Origin of the sequence: Streptomyces sp. NPDC047081 (assembly GCF_040643775.1) — a bacterium.
Taxonomy (GTDB): Bacteria; Actinomycetota; Actinomycetes; order Streptomycetales; family Streptomycetaceae; genus Streptomyces.
In genome coordinates this window covers 320,589-335,799 of sequence record NZ_JBEYUY010000002.1, presented here as the reverse complement: position 1 = coordinate 335,799, position 15,211 = coordinate 320,589, and the positions used below count along the sequence as shown (strand labels likewise).

Genomic DNA, 15,211 nt, shown 5'->3' with positions numbered 1-15,211 from the left:
GCTCCAAGGAGTGAGTGCCAAGAAGTTCAGGGGATGGGAGCGCTCCCATGAAGCCACCTCGTCGAGTACACGTCAAGGCTCTGGGCTTGGGGCGCTCGGGGCAGGAGTCAGGAGAGGCCGAGCAGCGAGGCCAGTGCTCCGGTGAAGGCGGTCGCCGAATGGTCGGCGTGCTCACGGATCCGGGCGGCGACGGCGTCCGCTCCCCCGCCCTCCACGAGCCGCACGAGCCGGTCGAGGCGGCGCTCGTGGCCTTCCGGGGTGTCGGGGGCGGTGGTCAGGTAGAAGTCGGCCGCGTCGTAGGCGAGATGGAAGACGTGCTTCTTCACCTGGCTCAGCGTGAGGTAGTCGTCGTGGGTGGTCGGGACCGGCTCGGGGGCGCCGACGCACAGGACCGGGGTGCCGGTGCCCCAGGCGTTGACGGCCAGGTGGTAGGTGTCCGTGATGACGAGGCGGTAGCGCGGGAGGACGCCGAGCAGGTCGCCGACAGTGGGCGTGCCGGGGCGGGCCTCGATGGCGCCGGCCTGCGCGGGGATGTCCCGGTCGAACCAGGGCAGCCACTCCAGCGGGGCCCCGAAGCGGTCGGAGACCTTGCGGCAGAGGCCGGGCAGCCAGTCGGGGATGGTGCCGCGGGCGCCGAGGAACACGCCGATCGCGCCGCCGTCCGGGAGCTGCCGGGACCATTGCGTGGTCGGCAGGTGGTCGAGGTCGCCGGGGCGGGACAGCAGCGCCGCGTCCGAGCCGAAGTACTCCGTCGTGCGGTCCCCGCGCAGGTGCGCGATCTTGGCGGCGGAGAGCGGCTCCCGCATCCAGACCCGGTGGCTGCGGGTCATCAGGCGCGTGAACAGCGGGCCGTACTCCTTGTCCTCCAGGTCGGACTGCGTGTTGTGGAGGATCGTGCCGCCGTAGCTGAGGGTCCGGGAGAGGAGTTCGTCGGGCTGGTCGGAGAGCAGCAGGGTGCGGTGCAGCTGGTCCCGGGCGATGTCGCGGTTCTCGGCGAAGCCGAAGTCGAGCAGGCGGTTCGTCGCGTCCTGCTCCATGTAGTGCCGTGCGTGCAGGAAGTCGCCCCAGAAGACGACGGCGTCGTGTTCGCGCAGCTCGTCGAGGTGGTCGGACAGGGAGCGGAAGCGGAACGGGAAGTCGGTGCCCTTCGCGCCCTCCCGCAGCTCGGCCGTCTCCGGCAGGTGCAGGGTGTACCAGCTCGCGTCGATCCCGCCGCCCATGCGCCTGCGCAGGGACTCGAACGCCAGGTCCACCGTCAGCATCCCGGTGTTGCGGTATCCGATGTTCGGCGCGGTGATGACGGCGACGCGTGCCATGTGGCCCTTTCTCCCAGCCGGTGCGGGCACCGTCCGAGTGCCGCGCGGATCACCGCCAACCTACAGGTGGGCGCGGTCCGGCCCGCGGCCCGCCCCCGCACTGGGCTACGCCCCGTCGTGCACCAGGCCCGCGATGTGGGCGGTCACCGTGTCGAGGATGTCGGTCCAGGCCGACTCGTCGCCCAGGACGAGGTAGTTGAGGGTCAGACCGTCGGTCATGGCGGCCAGGTAGCGGGCCAGCACCGTGACCGGGACCTGGAGTTGGAGCTGCATGCCGGTGCGCAACTCCTCGATGAGTTCGGCGTAGGCGTCGATGTACAGCTCGTACTGCCGGCGGGCCAGATGCTCGAAGCCCGGCTCGCGCAGGGCGTACTGGGTCAGTTCGTAGGTGAGCATGTGCTCGTCGGGGTGGGCGCGGACGTGGTCCCAGTACGCCTGGAACCCGGCCCGCACGGTGTCCACCAGCGTGTCCCTGGGCTTCAGGGCCTCCTTCACCACCGTCACCGAGTGGTCGGTGAGGGTGGTGATCACGGACTCGACGAGGGCCTGCTTGGAGTCGAAGCAGTAGTGGAAGACGCTCAGGGACACGCCGGCCTCGGCGGCGATGGACCGGGTCGTCGTCTTCGCGACGCCGTCCCGGGCCATCGCCCTGATCGCCGCCTCCGTCAGCTGTCTGCGCCGCTCGGCCGACGGCATGCGTGCCATGTGTGTCCTCGGGTCGGGTGCGTCAGGCGCTGTGGACGCCCACTTCGTAGAGCGAGTATCCCCAGTCCGTGCCGCGGTCGAGGCCGTGTACGCGAACGTAACGGGCCGGTGTGCCGGTGAACTTGGCCGTGTCCAGGCCGCCGTCGCCGGAGGTGGTGGACCAGACGGTCTGCCAGGTGGAGCCGTCGGTGGACAGCTCGATCTGATACGACTTCCCGTACGCCCGCTCCCAGTCCAGCGTCACCCGCGAGACCCGGTTGGTGGAGCCGAGGTCGACCTGCCACCACTGGTCGTCGCTCCAGTCGCTGGCCCAGCGGGTGGAGCCGTCACCGTCGACGGCACGGCCCGGCTGGTAGCTGGTGAAGGGGTTCGACTCCGACGAACTGGCCGTCGCCGCCCGCCCGCCCGCGAGATTCACCGAGGCCTGGTGCTGCTCCGTCGCACCCCACGTGTCGAGATAGGACTCGGCCCCCCGGAAGAGGTCGTCGACCACGTCCTGGCCGCCGACCTTGCGGATGTCCTCGATCCAGTCCGGGATCATGCCGACCATCGCGGCGCCGTCGGTGTTGAAGTCGAAGGTGCGCTCACCACTGGTCTGCTTGTCGATGACGGAGCCGCCGTCGACGCTCTTGAAGGGGTACGTCACCTTGTTCGCCGCGTCCGCGCCGCGCGGGGCGGGGTGGTCGCCGATGCCGTTGAAGTCGGTGCCGAAGCCGTAGCCGACGCCGTACTTGTCGCGCAGTGCCTTGGTGCGGGCGGCCTCCGCGACGAAGCCCTCGGAGCCGTGCATGTACTGGGCGACGAAGCCGCCGAGGGAGTAGACCCGCTCGGTCCAGTTCAGGTCCATCCAGCTGTGCGAGGAGAGCACGCCGGGGTAGGAGTCGGCCTCGAAGATGTCCAGCGCCTGGCCGACGGCCTTGACGCTCATGTGGTCGATCTCCAGCATCATCTTGCGCTTCTCCATGGCGTGCACGGCGTACTCGCCGAGTTCGGTGAGCCCGCGCTTGTTGCACTGCGCGTCCGAGTCGTACGAGGGGACGTCCACGCCCGCCGGCAGGTCGTCCTCCGCCTCGGAGGTGGCGTTGCCGATGGGGTTGTCGTGCTGCGGGCCCGTGCACTTCTCGGTCTGCCAGAAGGTGCCGGTGGACAGGAACTGCCCGACGTTGATGGCCGTTCCGAGGCCGCCCGAGTCGAAGCGGACGCCGCACAGCGCGTTGTCGAACTTGTGGCACAGGAACATCGAGCGCACGCCGAGCGAGTAGAGCTCGTCCAGCCCCTTGTCGATGTCGGCCTTGCTGCACTGCGGGATGTCGAGGATCTGCTTGCAGCCGAAGGGCTCGGAGGTCTCGACACCGAGGATGACCGCGAGCTTGCCCTGCTTGACGACCTCACGGGCCTGCGCGCTGTCGGTGACGATCCGGAACCAGCCCTTGCCGGTGCCGCCGTACATCTTGTCGATGTAGTCCTGGAGTGCGTACGTCATCCTGGCCTGCAGCCGGATCGAGGTCATCTCGTCGCAGCTGCGGTCCTTGAAGGGGTAGACCGAGCAGATCACGCCGTTGGTGACGAGGTCGTTGACCAGCACGCGCTGGCCGCCGCGCCAGGCGCGCTCGACCCAGGCGTAGTAGTTGGCCTGATGGGTCATCGAGTCGTACGCCGGCCAGTCCTTGAAGGTGGGCCAGCCCACCGGGTCGTGCTTGCCGTCGCCGCCGTGGGTGATGTAGTCGAAGATCGCGAGCGTGCCGTCGGGGTAGTGCTCGGGACAGTCCTTGAGCGCGTCGGCGACGCCGGCCTCGGAGAACACCTTGCCGCAGATCAGCCGCCCGCCGAAGGCCTCGTTGGAGAACAGGTGGTTGTGCGCGTCGACGAACCCGCGTACTTCACCTGCGGAGTTGGTGCCCGTGAAGGGCTCACCCGTGACGTTGACCTGGACGTCCGGGGTGGGTCGGGCAGTCGGGTTCCACCAGTCGGTGCCGGCCGCCGAACTCGGCGTGGGGCCGAGGACCACGGCCAGCACCAGGAGGAGCAGCGACACCACGGTGACGTTCTTTCGTCTGCGGTACGAGCGTCGGGTCTGCGTCACTGCCCACGTCCCTCGGTCGGGGGGATCGCGCGGTTGACCAACCCATGAGGTTGTCATGACCTGCGCAAGATATGCGACGAGGATCGGGGCAGGTGCCTTCCGAGTCAAGGGTCCGGGACGCTTGACCTGATAACGCCGCCGGAATCGTCAGCCCTTCACCGCCCCGGAGGTGAGGCCCTGGACGATGTGGCGGCTGGCGAAGGCGAACAGCAGCATCGTCGGGAGGATGGTCAGGACCGCCGCCGCGGACATCGAACCCCAGTCGATGTTGAAGCTGGAGATGAAGCCGTTCAGCGCCGTGGGGACGGTCTTGTTGCTGTCGCTGTTCATCAGCGTCACCGAGAGGAACAGCTCGTTCCAGCAGTTGACGAAGTTGAAGATGAACGCGGCCACGATGCCCGGCCGCATCACCGGGAGCAGCACCCGGAACAGCGCCCCGAACCGGGACAGGCCGTCGATCATCGCGGCCTCCTCCAGCGCGTCGGGGATGTTCTCGAAGAAGCCGCGCAGCATCACCGTGCAGAACGGGATGCAGACGGCGATGTAGACGAGGATCAGGCCGAGGCGGTTGTCGACCAGCCTGAGGTCGGTCATGAGCAGGTACAGCGGGCCCAGCGCGATGAAGGACGGGATCATCTGCGTGACCAGGGCGGCCATCAGCAGGGCGGACTTGGTGCGGAACTCGAAGCGGGCCAGGACGTAGGCCGAGAGCATCGAGATCGCGGTGGCCACCGCGCCGGCGACGGTCGCGACGAGGAGGCTGTTGGTGAGATAGGTCCCGAAGTCGGCCGTACCGAACAGGCCGCTGTAGTTCTCCAGGGAGAAGTGTTCGGGCCAGTAGGCGATCGGGAAGCGGAAGATGTCGCCGGGGGCCTTGAGCGAGGTGATGGTGATCCAGTAGAGCGGGAAGACGGTGAACACCAGCCACAGGCCCAGGAACGTGAACCTGGCGGTCCGGCCCGCCGCGGTCTCCTTGCCGATCATGCGGCGGTTCCCTTCTTCTCACGGGTCGCCATGAGGAAGAACACGGCGAACACCAGCAGCGCGGCCACCACGAGGAGGCCGAGCGCGGAGGCCCTGCCGTAGTCGCCCTGCTGGGTGATCCGGATCATCCACGTGGTCACGATGTGCGTCTCGTTGTCGGGCCCGCCGCCGGTCATGCCGAAGATCAGGTCCGGGAAGTTGAAGATCCAGATCACGCGCAGGAGCACGGTGAGGGCCAGCGTGGTGCGGATGTAGGGGATGGTGATCTGGAAGAGCGTGCGCGTCTTTCCGGCGCCGTCCAGGGCCGCCGCCTCGTACAGCTCGTCGGGGATCGACTGGAGGGCGGCCAGGATCATGATCGCGAAGAAGGTCACGCCGTACCAGATGTTGGCGACCAGCACCGCGGCCATCGCCTTGTGGGGGTCGGCGAGCCAGGCGACCGGCTCGTCGATCAGCCCGGCCTTCTGCAGCAGGTCGTTGACGACGCCGAACTCGCTGTTGAACAGCCAGCGGAAGAGGATGCCGATCAGGAATCCGGAGATCGCCCAGGGGAAGAAGACCAGCGCCTGGTAGAGACCGCGGAACGGGAAGCGGCGGCGCAGCCACAGCGCGAGCGCGAAGCCGATCACCAGCTGGGGCACGATCGAACCGACCACCCAGACCGCGGTGTTGGCCAGCACGGTGCCCCAGGCGGGGTCGGCGAAGACATCGCGGAAGTTCTTCAGGCCGACCCACGAGGTGTCGGTCAGATCGGTCAGCTTCCAGTTGCGGAAGGCCATCTGACCGCCCGCGACCATCGGGTAGTAGGTGAAGACGGCCACGAAGACCACGGCCGGGGCCAGGTAGGCGGCCACGGTCAGGCCCCGGCGGGTGGTGAACTCCCGCTTGCGGACGCCCCCTTGGGCCTTGCGGGGCCCACCGGGTGCCCGTGTCCTCGTCGCCTTCGTCGGTGTGGAGGTGACGGACATGTCTACTGCTCCTGCCGCCACTTCCGGGTCCAGTACGCGTCCCAGCCCGCCAGCAGCTTCTTGGGCGTCGTCTTGCCGAGGATGAGCTTCTGCACGTCGGCGTCGGACTGCTGCTGCCACTCGGTCCACCAGGTGACATCGCGTGGCTGGGTGACGACGAGGTACTTGTCCGGGTGCTCGGTCATGGTGACGTAGCTCGACCAGGGACCGGTCCGGTAGAAGGAGTCGCTGGTCGCCGACTTGAGGATCGGGACCAGGCTGTTCTTCTTGGTGAACGTCGTCGACGCCTCCCCCTCGGACAGGAACTCCACCAGCTTGACCGCCGCGGCCTTCTGCTTGCTGCCCTTGGCGACGCCCCAGCCCGCGGTCGCCAGCGGCTGGACGGTCTTGCCACTGGGGCCCGCCACCAGCGGGGCGGTGTCCCACTGGCTCTTCGTGATCGACTTCGACTGCGAGACCGTGGCGATCACCTCGGGGTCCTGCAGCAGGAACGCGGTGGAACCGTTGGAGAAGGCCTCCACCATCTCCGGATAGCCCCAGGAGACCGACGACTTGGGCGACCCCTGCTTGAACAGCTTGAGGTAGTTCTCCATGGCGTCCAGCGCCTCGGGCGCGGAGAAGATCGTACGGCCGTCCTTGAGCTTGAAGCCGTTGGCCGGGTCGACCTGGTCGGCGAGGTAGGCCTCGATCGTGGCGGTGGCGTTGCTGTCGGCGTTGGCGCCGCCGCGGAAGGCGTAGCCGTAGCGGCGCTTGGCCGGGTCGTTGATGGCGGAGGCCTGCTGCAGGAGCTCCTCCCAGGTGGCCGGCGGCTTGCTGAAGCCGGCCTTCTTGATCAGGTCGGTGCGGTAGAAGAGGCTCAGGCCGTAGAAGCCGTACGGGACGAAGTAGGTGTGTCCCCTGGCGTCCTTGGCGGCCTTGACGGCGTTCTCCGTCATGGCCTGCCAGCCCTGCCAGGCGGCCAGGTCCTGCTTCATGTCGTGGAGCCAGCCGTTGTTCGACCAGGGTCCGACGGTGATGTCCCGCACCTCCAGGACGTCGACGCCGCTGCCGGACTGGAGCATCTGCTGGATCTTCTGGTCGGCCTGTTCGGTGGGCGGGGAGATCAGGTTGACCTTGATCTTGGGGTTGCGCTGCTCGAAGTCGGCTATCAGGTCCTTGAGCAGGGCGGTTCGGGTGGGGTTGGTCAGGCTCTCGACCATGTTGAGGGTGACCGTGCCACTCGCGCCGGGGCTCATGGTGGAGCAACCGGTCAGAACCGTCGCGGCGGCGCTGCCCAGCGCGAGAACTGCCGTCCTTCTTCTCATCGTGCTGACCTCTTCCCTGAGTTCTCTCGGGCCCAGTCGCCGAGGACGGGGACGCACTCCTCGGCGAAGTACTCGTAGTCGGCTGCGGTGTTGTAGACGTGGGCGGACAGGCGCAGATAGCCCAGGCCGGCGAAGCTGGTGAAGGCCGCCTCGACGGCCAGCTCGTGGGCCACGCGGTCGCGCAGTGCGTCGGCCTCGACGCGGGAGGCGGCGAGGCCGTCGGGGAGACGGACCAGACGCATGCCGGGGACGGGCATGCCGACGTCGACCGGTCTGCCGTCGCCGGTCAGGCGGGCGAAGGCGGCGCCGATCACGTGCGCGCCGTAGTCCGCCAGGTCGTCCATGTAGCGCCGGGCGGCGGGCCAGCCCCAGGTGCGCTCGACGAGGTCGAGGGCCGTGGGGGCGGCCAGGTAGGCGGTGGCGTCGACGGTGCCCTGCTGGTCGAAGCGGTCCGGGTAGGGATCGGCCGCGCCCCACGAGTCGATGAGGGGGTACAGGCGGTCGCGCAGCGGGCCGCGGGCGACGAGCGACGCCGTGCCGCGCGGGGCGCAGCCCCACTTGTGCAGGTTGCCGGTCCAGAAGTCGTACGTCGCGTCGGCGAGCGGCGTGGCGAGGAGGCCGGGCGCGTGCGCGCCGTCGACGAGCAGCGGGACCTCGCGGCGCCTCAGCTCCGCGCCGATCCGCTCGACCGGCAACCGGCGGGCGGTCGCCGAGGTGATCTGGTCGACGACCACCAGGTCGGTGGCCTCGCCGACCTCGGCGAGCACCGCCTCGTAGGCCTGCTCCTCGTCCGCGTCCAGCGGCACCCGCGCGGTGCGCACCCGGCCGCCCCAGCGGCGGGCCAGCCGCTCGGCCCCCATGGTCACCGCGCCGTAGCCGTGATCGGTGACGACGATCTCTCCGCCACGGCGCCGGTCGAGCGCGGCGTACACCACGCTCGCGCCGGCGCTGGCGTTGGGCACCAGCGCGAGGTCGCCCGCGTCGACGTCGAGGAAGGCGGCGAGCTCGATCCGGGCGGCGGCGATGCGCTGCGGCAGGGCCGGGAACCACACCACGGGCGAGCGTTCCATCTCCGCGCGCAGCGCCGCCTGCCGCTCCTGCGCCACCAACGGCACCGCTCCGAAGGAGCCGTGGTTCAGATGTCTGAGGGCCGGGTCCAGCGACCACGCCCCGGCAGCGGGCCGGCCGTCCGTCAGCAGCAGGGGGCTGGGCGCGACGGCCACCTCGGTCTCGCTCACTTGACTCCACATCTGCTGAGCCGGAATGCCCCCGAGACATCGGACTGCCTCCGTGACACATATGATGAGTCGGCATACTGACACGCGTTTTTCGCGGCCGACAAGGGCTATATGGTGAAAGTCATCAGATGACTTCGGGTGGATACATTGAAGACATCTGATGACTCGGCTCGATACAGTGCGCGAGGGCGGCGACAGCGCCGGTCCGTCAGGTGAGTGAGGACGAGGGGTCGGATGTCCGCAGTCTCAGCAGTCGACAAGGCGTTCCACGGCCTACGGCACATGATCGCGTCGGGCCGTCTGGGGCCCGGCGAGCGCATTCCGCCCGAGGGCGAGCTCTGCGAGGAGCTGGGGGTCTCCCGGGGATCGCTGCGCGAGGCCGTGCGGATGCTGGCCGCGCTCGGCGTCATCGAACCGCGCCACGGCTCCGGCACGTACGTCTCCCAGCTCAGGCCGGAGGACGTCATCGGCAGCCTCTCCCTCACGCTCGAACTCCTGCCGCTGTCCGGGCTGCTGGAGGTCTACGAGATCCGCCGCGTCCTGGAGGCCCATGTCGCCGCGCAGGCCGCGGCCCGCAGCACCCCGGAGTCGGTGCGCACGCTCTTCTCGCTGATCGAGGAGATGGAGGCCACCACCGACCCCGCCAAGGCCTCCGAACTGGACCACCGCTTCCACGCGGAGATCGCCCGCGTGGGCGGCAACCCGACGCTCGCGACCCTGCTCGCCGTCTTCCGCGCCCGCTCCCGCAAGTACCAGGTCTTCACGCTGCCCGAGGGCCCGCGGATGCGCGCCAAGAGCGACGAGGACCACCGCGTCCTGGCCACCGCCATAGCCGACCGTGACCCGGTCGCGGCGAGCGGCGCGGCCCAGGCGCATGTCGCCCAGACGGAGCGCTGGCTGCGCGCGCTCATGCCGCCCGTGGAGGAGGAGCAGGGCGCGGACGCCCGGACGAAAAACGATTGACGCGCGCCGGTGCCCGACGGTCGGATGACACCCCATGAGCTCACGGCACCTGCACACCGTCGACGACGACCTCGTACGGCGGCTCGTCGCCGGCCGGTTCCCGCGGTGGGCGGAGCTGCCGGTGCGGCGCTTCCCGTCCGGCGGCACGGTCAACGCGATGTTCCGGCTCGGCGACGACATGGTCGTGCGGCTGCCGCTGGTTGCGGGCGGCGCGTCGGACGTGGCCCTGGAGCGGGAGTGGCTGCCGCGGCTCGCGCCCCTGCTGCCCACGGCTGTCCCCGAGGTGCTCGCGGCCGGGGAGCCCGCGGAGGGGTTCCCGTGGCCGTGGTCGGTGTACCGGTGGCTGGCGGGGCGTAATCCCGAGGCGGGGGCGTTGAGCGAGCCCGTGCAACTGGCCCTGGATCTGGCGGAGTTCGTGAAGGTGATGCAAGGCGTGGGGCTGCCGGGCGCGCCGCGGGCCCACCGGGGCGGGCCGCTCGCCGAGCTGGACGCGGAGACCCGTGGCGCCGTCGAGGAGTTGCGCGGGATCCCGGAGGAGGGCGTCGACTGCGATGCGGTGATCGCCGTGTGGGACGACGCGTTGCGGGCGCCGGGCTGGGACGGGGATCCGGTGTGGTTGCACGCGGATCTGATGCCGGGGAATCTGCTGGTGGAGGCGGGACGGCTCACCGCGGTGATCGACTTCGGGTGCATGGGAGTGGGCGATCCGGCCTGTGACCTGTTCCCGGCGTGGAACCTGCTGAGCGCCGACGCTCGGGCGGTCTTCCGCGAGGCGCTCGGCGTGGACGAGGCGATGTGGCGGCGCGGGCGGGGGCGGACGTTGTCGCAGGCGGTGATCGCGCTGCCGTACTACCGGAAGACGAACCGGTCGATGGCCGACAACGCGAAGTTCGTGGTCCGGCAGGTGCTGGACGGGAGCTGAGGGGTCATCAGCGCTCGGCCAGGACAACCGCCTTGCGGATACCGGGACTTGCGGTGGCGACGACCGCCACGAGCAGGCTGAGGCCCGACAGGGCGAGGACGGCGGCCCGGGGACCCACGGCGTCCAGCAGCGCCCCGGCGATCAGCGATCCGAACGGAATGGCGCCCCAACTCACCAGCAGGACAACGCTCTTGACGCGGCCGAGCAGGTGGTCCGGGATGACCTTGTACTGGTAGCCGACGGCGACCACGTTCCACACGGGGTTGACGAACGCCATGACCGCCACCAGCGGGCCGAGGGCCTGCGGGGTCGGTACGGCGGCGATCGGGACCAGCAGTGCGAGCCACAGCCAGGTCGCACCGATCACCACGGCCCTGGGCGGGAGCCGGCGCTGTATCCAGGGCGCGGCGAACGCCCCGGCGAGTCCCCCGCAGCCGAAGAAGCCGAGCACCGCGCCGGTGACGGCGGCCGACGCGCCGAGATGGCGGGCCAGCACGATCACCACCAGGGTCAACGCCTGGAACATCACGTTGGTGAGGGCGGAGCAGCCGACGGTTACCCGGATGAACGGCTGCCCGACCAGCCACCGCACCCCGGCTCCCACCTCCCGCCACCAGGGTCCGGCCGGCTCCGGACGCCGGACCCGCAGGTCCACGCGAATGAAGGCGAGGGTGGCGAAGGAGGCCACGTACGACAGCGCGTCGGCCAGGAAGGGCAGGGCGTGCGAGACGCCGTACAACAGACCGCCCAGGGGTGGACCGGCGAGACCCGCGCCGCGGGACTTGGCCTCCTGCTGGGCGAGCGCCGGGGTCAGCTGCTCGGGGCTGACGAGCGAGGGCAGCACCGACTTCTCCGCCACGCTGAAGAAGACGAAACAGGTGCCGCCGACGAACCCCGCGACCAGCAGTTGGGTGTAGGTCAGCCGGTCCAGCCACAGCGCCACCGGGATGCTGCCCAGCGCCAGGACGCGGACCGCCTCGCACCACAACATGACGTGCCCGCGGTCCAGACGGTCGAGGACCGCACCGGCGGGGAGGTAGAAGAGGAGATACGGCAGGGTCGCGACAAACCCGGCGACACCGGCCCGGCCCGGTGAGCCGGTCATGGCCAGGACGATCAGGGGGACGGCGACGGCGGACGTGCGGGTGCCCAGAGTCGAGAGGACCTGTCCGGACCACAGGAGGACGAAGTCCCGGTTGCGCCACAGGGATGGGGGCGCGGCCTGCGCGTCCCGCGCGACGGGCCCGGCATTCGTCTCCGCCACGGGCCCTCAACTCTCGTATGCCCCCGGGGACTACGTCAGTCTGGCGGCCACGGCGTCCAGGATCCAGTCCAGGCCGGTCGCGAAGGACGTCTCGGCGTCCACGTCCGTGCTGTCGTGCACGAACCTGGTCAGCGCGGGGAATCGGCCCGTGGCCAGCATTCTCGTCACATGCGGGCCGGAGGCGCGCCGCCAGTCGTCCTTGGACAGGCCGGTGGCGCGCTCGGCCCGCAGGCTCGCGATCTCGCGCCTGATCGCACCGGTGACGTAGGCGCTGACGGTCTCCACGGCGCGCATGACGGTGTCGATGTCGGCGAGGCCGTCGAGGGCGGCCAGCTTGGCCTCGGTCACAGCGAGGCCGTTCGGGCCCAGGGTCGGCCGGCCGCCGAGCAGGTCCCCAAGCCATTCGTGCCGGAGAACGGTCCGCCTGGTGCGGTGGGCGAGGACGCGCTGCGCCTCGCGCCAGTCACCGGGCCGCTCCTCGGGAAGGATCTCGGCCTGGACCTCGTCCACCATGAGGTCCAACAGCTCCTCCTTGGTGGCGATGTATCCGTACAGCCGCATCGGGCCGGCGTTCAGACGGGCGGCTACCTTGCGCAACGACACCGCCTCGAGGCCGCCCTCGTCGGCCAGAGCGATGGCGGCGGCGACGATCCGCTCCCGGTCGAGCGGCACGGGGCGAGCCGACGGCTCCGGCCGGTCCCACACAGTCATGGACACATCGTACTGTTGTGATACGTCGTATCGCTGAAATACAGTGTATCGACATGAGACATCGTATCGCCGTGGTCGGAGGCGGCCCGGCCGGCCTCACCTTCGCCCGTGTCATGCACCGCCACGGTCACCCCGTCACCGTCCTCGAACGCGATGCCGGGCCCGACGCCCGTCCCCCCGGCGGCACACTGGATCTGCACGAAGGGCTGGGCCAGGTCGCGCTGGACAAGGCGGGGCTGCTGACGGAGTTCGAGGCGCTGTCGCGCCCCGAGGGACAGGCGATGCGCATCCTGGACACGGACGGAACCGTCCTGCGCGACTGGCGGCCCGGTCCGGACGAGCGGACCAATCCCGAGATCGACCGCGGGCAACTCCGCGACCTGCTGCTCGGCCCTCTCGACGTGCAGTGGGGGCGGGGCGTGACGCGTGTGGTGCTGGGGACCGGGGACGGCGCACGGGTCGATTTCGCGGACGGGCGGCAGGAGACGTACGACCTCGTGGTCGGCGCGGACGGCGCCTGGTCCCGGGTCCGCCCGGCTCTCTCGCCGGTGACGCCGCACTACACCGGCGTCACCTCGGTCGAGACCTCCCTGGACGACGTCGACACCCGCCACCCCGACCTCGCACAGTTGATCGGCGACGGCTCCTTGGCCGTGTACGGCGTGAACCGCTCCCTCACCGCCCAGCGCAACAGCGGCGGCCATGTGAAGGTGTACGCCAAGTTCCGCGCGCCGCTGGACCGGCACTCGGACCTGGATCCGGCCGACGCCGAGGCCGTACGGTCAAGGCTGCTCGCCCTGTTCGACGGCTGGGCGGCTCCCGTCCTCGACCTCCTGCGCCGCGGCTCTTCCTTCGTCCACCGCCCCCTGCACGTGCTGCCCGTGTCCCACACCTGGCCCCATGTCCGCGGGGTGACGCTGCTGGGCGACGCCGCCCATCTGATGCCCCCGCTGGGCGTGGGCGCGAACCTCGCGATGCTGGAGGGCGCCGAACTCGCCGAGGCCGTCGCCACCGGACCCGGAGATCTGGACGAGACAGTCCGCGCCTTCGAGGAACGGATGTGGCCGAGGGCCGGGAAGTGGGCGCAGATCACGACGGCCGGTCTGGAACGCCTGGTGAGCCCCGACCCCACCGAGGCCATCGCCCTCTTCGACCAGGTCCAGGCGTAGTCCGGTCAGTCCACGGGCCAGGTATGTGCGGGTGCGTTCAGGTGCATGAAGTCCTTGTACGTCGTGGTCATCCGCCGCAGTGCCTCGCGGCGGTCCGAGGTCGCTGTCTTCTCCAGGTGGTGGACCGTCTCGGCCTGCCACAGGGCGCCGTTGCGGGCGGTGACGCAGCGCTGTTCGATGATGCCGAGCATGGGTTCGCGCCAGGTCGCGTCGAGGCCGGCCAGCTCCAGGCCGCGGTGGGCCAGGGGCAGCAGGCGCCGCAACACCAGTTCCGTGACCGGGACTTCGCCGACGCCGGGCCAGTAGAGGCGGGCCTCGATGCCGTCGCGGGCCGCGGTGTGCAGGTTCTCCTCGGCGACCGAGAAGGACATACGGGTCCACACCGGGCGGTCCTCGTCGACCAGGGCGCGGGTCAGGCCGTAGTAGAAAGCGCCGTTGGCGATGATGTCGGCCACGGTGGGGCCGGCGGGCAGGACACGGTTCTCGATGCGCAGGTGCGGTCCGCTGTCGGTGACGGCGTAGACGGGGCGGTTCCAGCGGTAGATCGTGCCGTTGTGCAGGGTCAGTTCGCCCAGCTGCGGGACGCCTCCGGCGTCGAGGGCCTCCTGCGGGTCCTCGTCGTCGCACAGCGGGAGAAGGGCCGGGAAGTAGCGGACGTTCTCCTCGAACAGGTCGAAGACGCTGGTGATCCAGCGCTCTCCGAACCACACCCGGGGCCGTACTCCTTGAGCCTTGATCTCCTGCGGGCGGGTGTCGGTGGCCTGTTCGAAGAGGGGGATACGGGTCTCGCGCCACAGCTCCTTGCCGAAGAGGAAGGGCGAGTTGGCGGCGAGGGCGATCTGCACGCCCGCGATCGCCTGGGCCGCGTTCCAGTAGTCCGCGAATTCCTTGGGGGCGACCTGGAGATGGAACTGCGTGCTGGTGCACGCGGCCTCGGGCGTGATGGCGTCGGCGTACATCGACAGCCGATCCACGCCGTCCACCCTGATCCGCAGGTCCTCGCCGCGGGCCGCGAAGATCTGCTCGTTGAGGAGCTTGTAGCGGGGGTCGCCGGACAGGGCGGCCTCGCCGACGTCCGTCTCCCACAGGGTGGGCAGGATGCCGATCATGATCAGGTGGGCGCCCACGGCGGCGGCCCGCTCCTCGGCGTGGTTGAGCGCGTCGCGGATCGCCTGCTCCCAGGCGCCGGGTCCGCCGGTCGTCAGTTCGCGGGGCGGGACGTTGATCTCCAGGTTGAAGCGGCCCAGCTCGCTCGACCAGGCCGGGTCGGCGATCGCCTGGAGCACCTCGGTGTTGCGCATGGCCGGGCGGCCCTCGCCGTCCACCAGGTTGAGCTCGATCTCCAGCCCGACCTGCGGGCGCTCGCTCTCGAACCCGGACTCGCGCAGCATCTGCGCGAGCACGTCCAGGCAGGTGTGCATCTTGTCCCGGTAGCGGCGGCGGTCCTCCCGCGTGAACACCAGGGCAGGCACATCACGTCCCATCGGGCCCTCCCGAGTCCCCTCGGCGGTCACCTCTCGTCCCAGAGTCCCACCACCCGCACACCCCGGACAAGGCGTACCGCCTGTGCTGAACTGGGTCGAC

General features: G+C 70.0%; 13 protein-coding genes. 3 read left to right on the top strand and 10 right to left on the bottom strand.

Annotated elements, in window-relative coordinates; all coding sequences use genetic code 11:
• Positions 1-107 precede the first annotated feature (107 nt).
• The 7 genes from ABZ848_RS04665 to ABZ848_RS04635 form a co-directional block, all read right to left on the bottom strand.
• Complete coding sequence (locus tag ABZ848_RS04665; protein ID WP_360825227.1) at positions 108-1,316, bottom strand: hypothetical protein; 1,209 nt, start codon at positions 1,314-1,316, stop codon at positions 108-110.
• Between the two features lie 105 nt (positions 1,317-1,421).
• Positions 1,422-2,021: a TetR/AcrR family transcriptional regulator gene (locus ABZ848_RS04660; protein ID WP_360825224.1), complete on the bottom strand. Its 600-nt coding sequence runs from the start codon at positions 2,019-2,021 to the stop codon at positions 1,422-1,424.
• Positions 2,022-2,043: 22 nt separating this feature from the next.
• Positions 2,044-4,104 (bottom strand): discoidin domain-containing protein, encoded by a 2,061-nt coding sequence (locus tag ABZ848_RS04655; RefSeq protein WP_360825221.1) that lies wholly within the window; start codon positions 4,102-4,104, stop codon positions 2,044-2,046.
• 147 nt (positions 4,105-4,251) lie between these two features.
• Positions 4,252-5,088 (bottom strand): carbohydrate ABC transporter permease, encoded by an 837-nt coding sequence (locus ABZ848_RS04650; RefSeq protein WP_360825218.1) that lies wholly within the window; start codon positions 5,086-5,088, stop codon positions 4,252-4,254.
• On the bottom strand, positions 5,085-6,056 hold the full coding sequence (locus ABZ848_RS04645; RefSeq protein ID WP_360825215.1) for a sugar ABC transporter permease: 972 nt from the start codon (positions 6,054-6,056) through the stop codon (positions 5,085-5,087). The genes ABZ848_RS04650 and ABZ848_RS04645 overlap by 4 nt, the downstream gene beginning before the upstream one ends.
• A 2-nt stretch (positions 6,057-6,058) precedes the next feature.
• Positions 6,059-7,360, bottom strand: coding sequence for a sugar ABC transporter substrate-binding protein (locus ABZ848_RS04640; protein WP_360825212.1), 1,302 nt, complete (start codon positions 7,358-7,360; stop codon positions 6,059-6,061).
• Positions 7,357-8,598, bottom strand: a complete 1,242-nt coding sequence (locus tag ABZ848_RS04635; RefSeq protein ID WP_360825209.1) for an aminotransferase class V-fold PLP-dependent enzyme — start codon at positions 8,596-8,598, stop codon at positions 7,357-7,359. The genes ABZ848_RS04640 and ABZ848_RS04635 overlap by 4 nt, the downstream gene beginning before the upstream one ends.
• Positions 8,599-8,832: 234 nt before the next feature.
• On the opposite strand from ABZ848_RS04635, the gene ABZ848_RS04630 reads away from it, so the two are divergent.
• Positions 8,833-9,561: a FadR/GntR family transcriptional regulator gene (locus ABZ848_RS04630; protein ID WP_360825207.1), complete on the top strand. Its 729-nt coding sequence runs from the start codon at positions 8,833-8,835 to the stop codon at positions 9,559-9,561.
• A 34-nt stretch (positions 9,562-9,595) separates the two neighbouring features.
• Entirely contained in the window at positions 9,596-10,483 is an 888-nt protein-coding gene (locus ABZ848_RS04625) for an aminoglycoside phosphotransferase family protein (protein WP_360825205.1), read from the top strand.
• Between the two features lie 7 nt (positions 10,484-10,490).
• Here ABZ848_RS04625 and ABZ848_RS04620 read toward each other — a convergent pair whose 3' ends face one another.
• On the bottom strand, positions 10,491-11,747 hold the full coding sequence (locus ABZ848_RS04620; protein ID WP_360825202.1) for an MFS transporter: 1,257 nt from the start codon (positions 11,745-11,747) through the stop codon (positions 10,491-10,493).
• Positions 11,748-11,777: 30 nt separating this feature from the next.
• Positions 11,778-12,458, bottom strand: a complete 681-nt coding sequence (locus ABZ848_RS04615; RefSeq protein ID WP_360825199.1) for a TetR/AcrR family transcriptional regulator C-terminal domain-containing protein — start codon at positions 12,456-12,458, stop codon at positions 11,778-11,780.
• 53 nt (positions 12,459-12,511) lie between these two features.
• On the opposite strand from ABZ848_RS04615, the gene ABZ848_RS04610 reads away from it, so the two are divergent.
• On the top strand, positions 12,512-13,627 hold the full coding sequence (locus tag ABZ848_RS04610; RefSeq protein ID WP_360825196.1) for an NAD(P)/FAD-dependent oxidoreductase: 1,116 nt from the start codon (positions 12,512-12,514) through the stop codon (positions 13,625-13,627).
• A 5-nt stretch (positions 13,628-13,632) separates the two neighbouring features.
• On the opposite strand, the gene ABZ848_RS04605 is transcribed toward ABZ848_RS04610, so the two are convergent.
• On the bottom strand, positions 13,633-15,111 hold the full coding sequence (locus ABZ848_RS04605) for a glutamate--cysteine ligase (protein ID WP_360825193.1): 1,479 nt from the start codon (positions 15,109-15,111) through the stop codon (positions 13,633-13,635).
• Positions 15,112-15,211: the final 100 nt, after the last annotated feature.

What these genes read in the sequence shown, in the direction of transcription:
- ABZ848_RS04665 (WP_360825227.1), bottom strand. Translation starts at nt 1,316, where the DNA reads ATGGCACGCGTCGCCGTCATCACCGCGCCGAACATCGGATACCGCAAC.
- ABZ848_RS04660 (WP_360825224.1), bottom strand. Translation starts at nt 2,021, where the DNA reads ATGGCACGCATGCCGTCGGCCGAGCGGCGCAGACAGCTGACGGAGGCG.
- ABZ848_RS04650 (WP_360825218.1), bottom strand. Translation starts at nt 5,088, where the DNA reads ATGATCGGCAAGGAGACCGCGGCGGGCCGGACCGCCAGGTTCACGTTC.
- ABZ848_RS04645 (WP_360825215.1), bottom strand. Translation starts at nt 6,056, where the DNA reads ATGTCCGTCACCTCCACACCGACGAAGGCGACGAGGACACGGGCACCC.
- ABZ848_RS04640 (WP_360825212.1), bottom strand. Translation starts at nt 7,360, where the DNA reads ATGAGAAGAAGGACGGCAGTTCTCGCGCTGGGCAGCGCCGCCGCGACG.
- ABZ848_RS04630 (WP_360825207.1), top strand. Translation starts at nt 8,833, where the DNA reads ATGTCCGCAGTCTCAGCAGTCGACAAGGCGTTCCACGGCCTACGGCAC.
- ABZ848_RS04625 (WP_360825205.1), top strand. Translation starts at nt 9,596, where the DNA reads ATGAGCTCACGGCACCTGCACACCGTCGACGACGACCTCGTACGGCGG.
- ABZ848_RS04615 (WP_360825199.1), bottom strand. Translation starts at nt 12,458, where the DNA reads ATGACTGTGTGGGACCGGCCGGAGCCGTCGGCTCGCCCCGTGCCGCTC.
- ABZ848_RS04610 (WP_360825196.1), top strand. Translation starts at nt 12,512, where the DNA reads ATGAGACATCGTATCGCCGTGGTCGGAGGCGGCCCGGCCGGCCTCACC.
- ABZ848_RS04605 (WP_360825193.1), bottom strand. Translation starts at nt 15,111, where the DNA reads ATGGGACGTGATGTGCCTGCCCTGGTGTTCACGCGGGAGGACCGCCGC.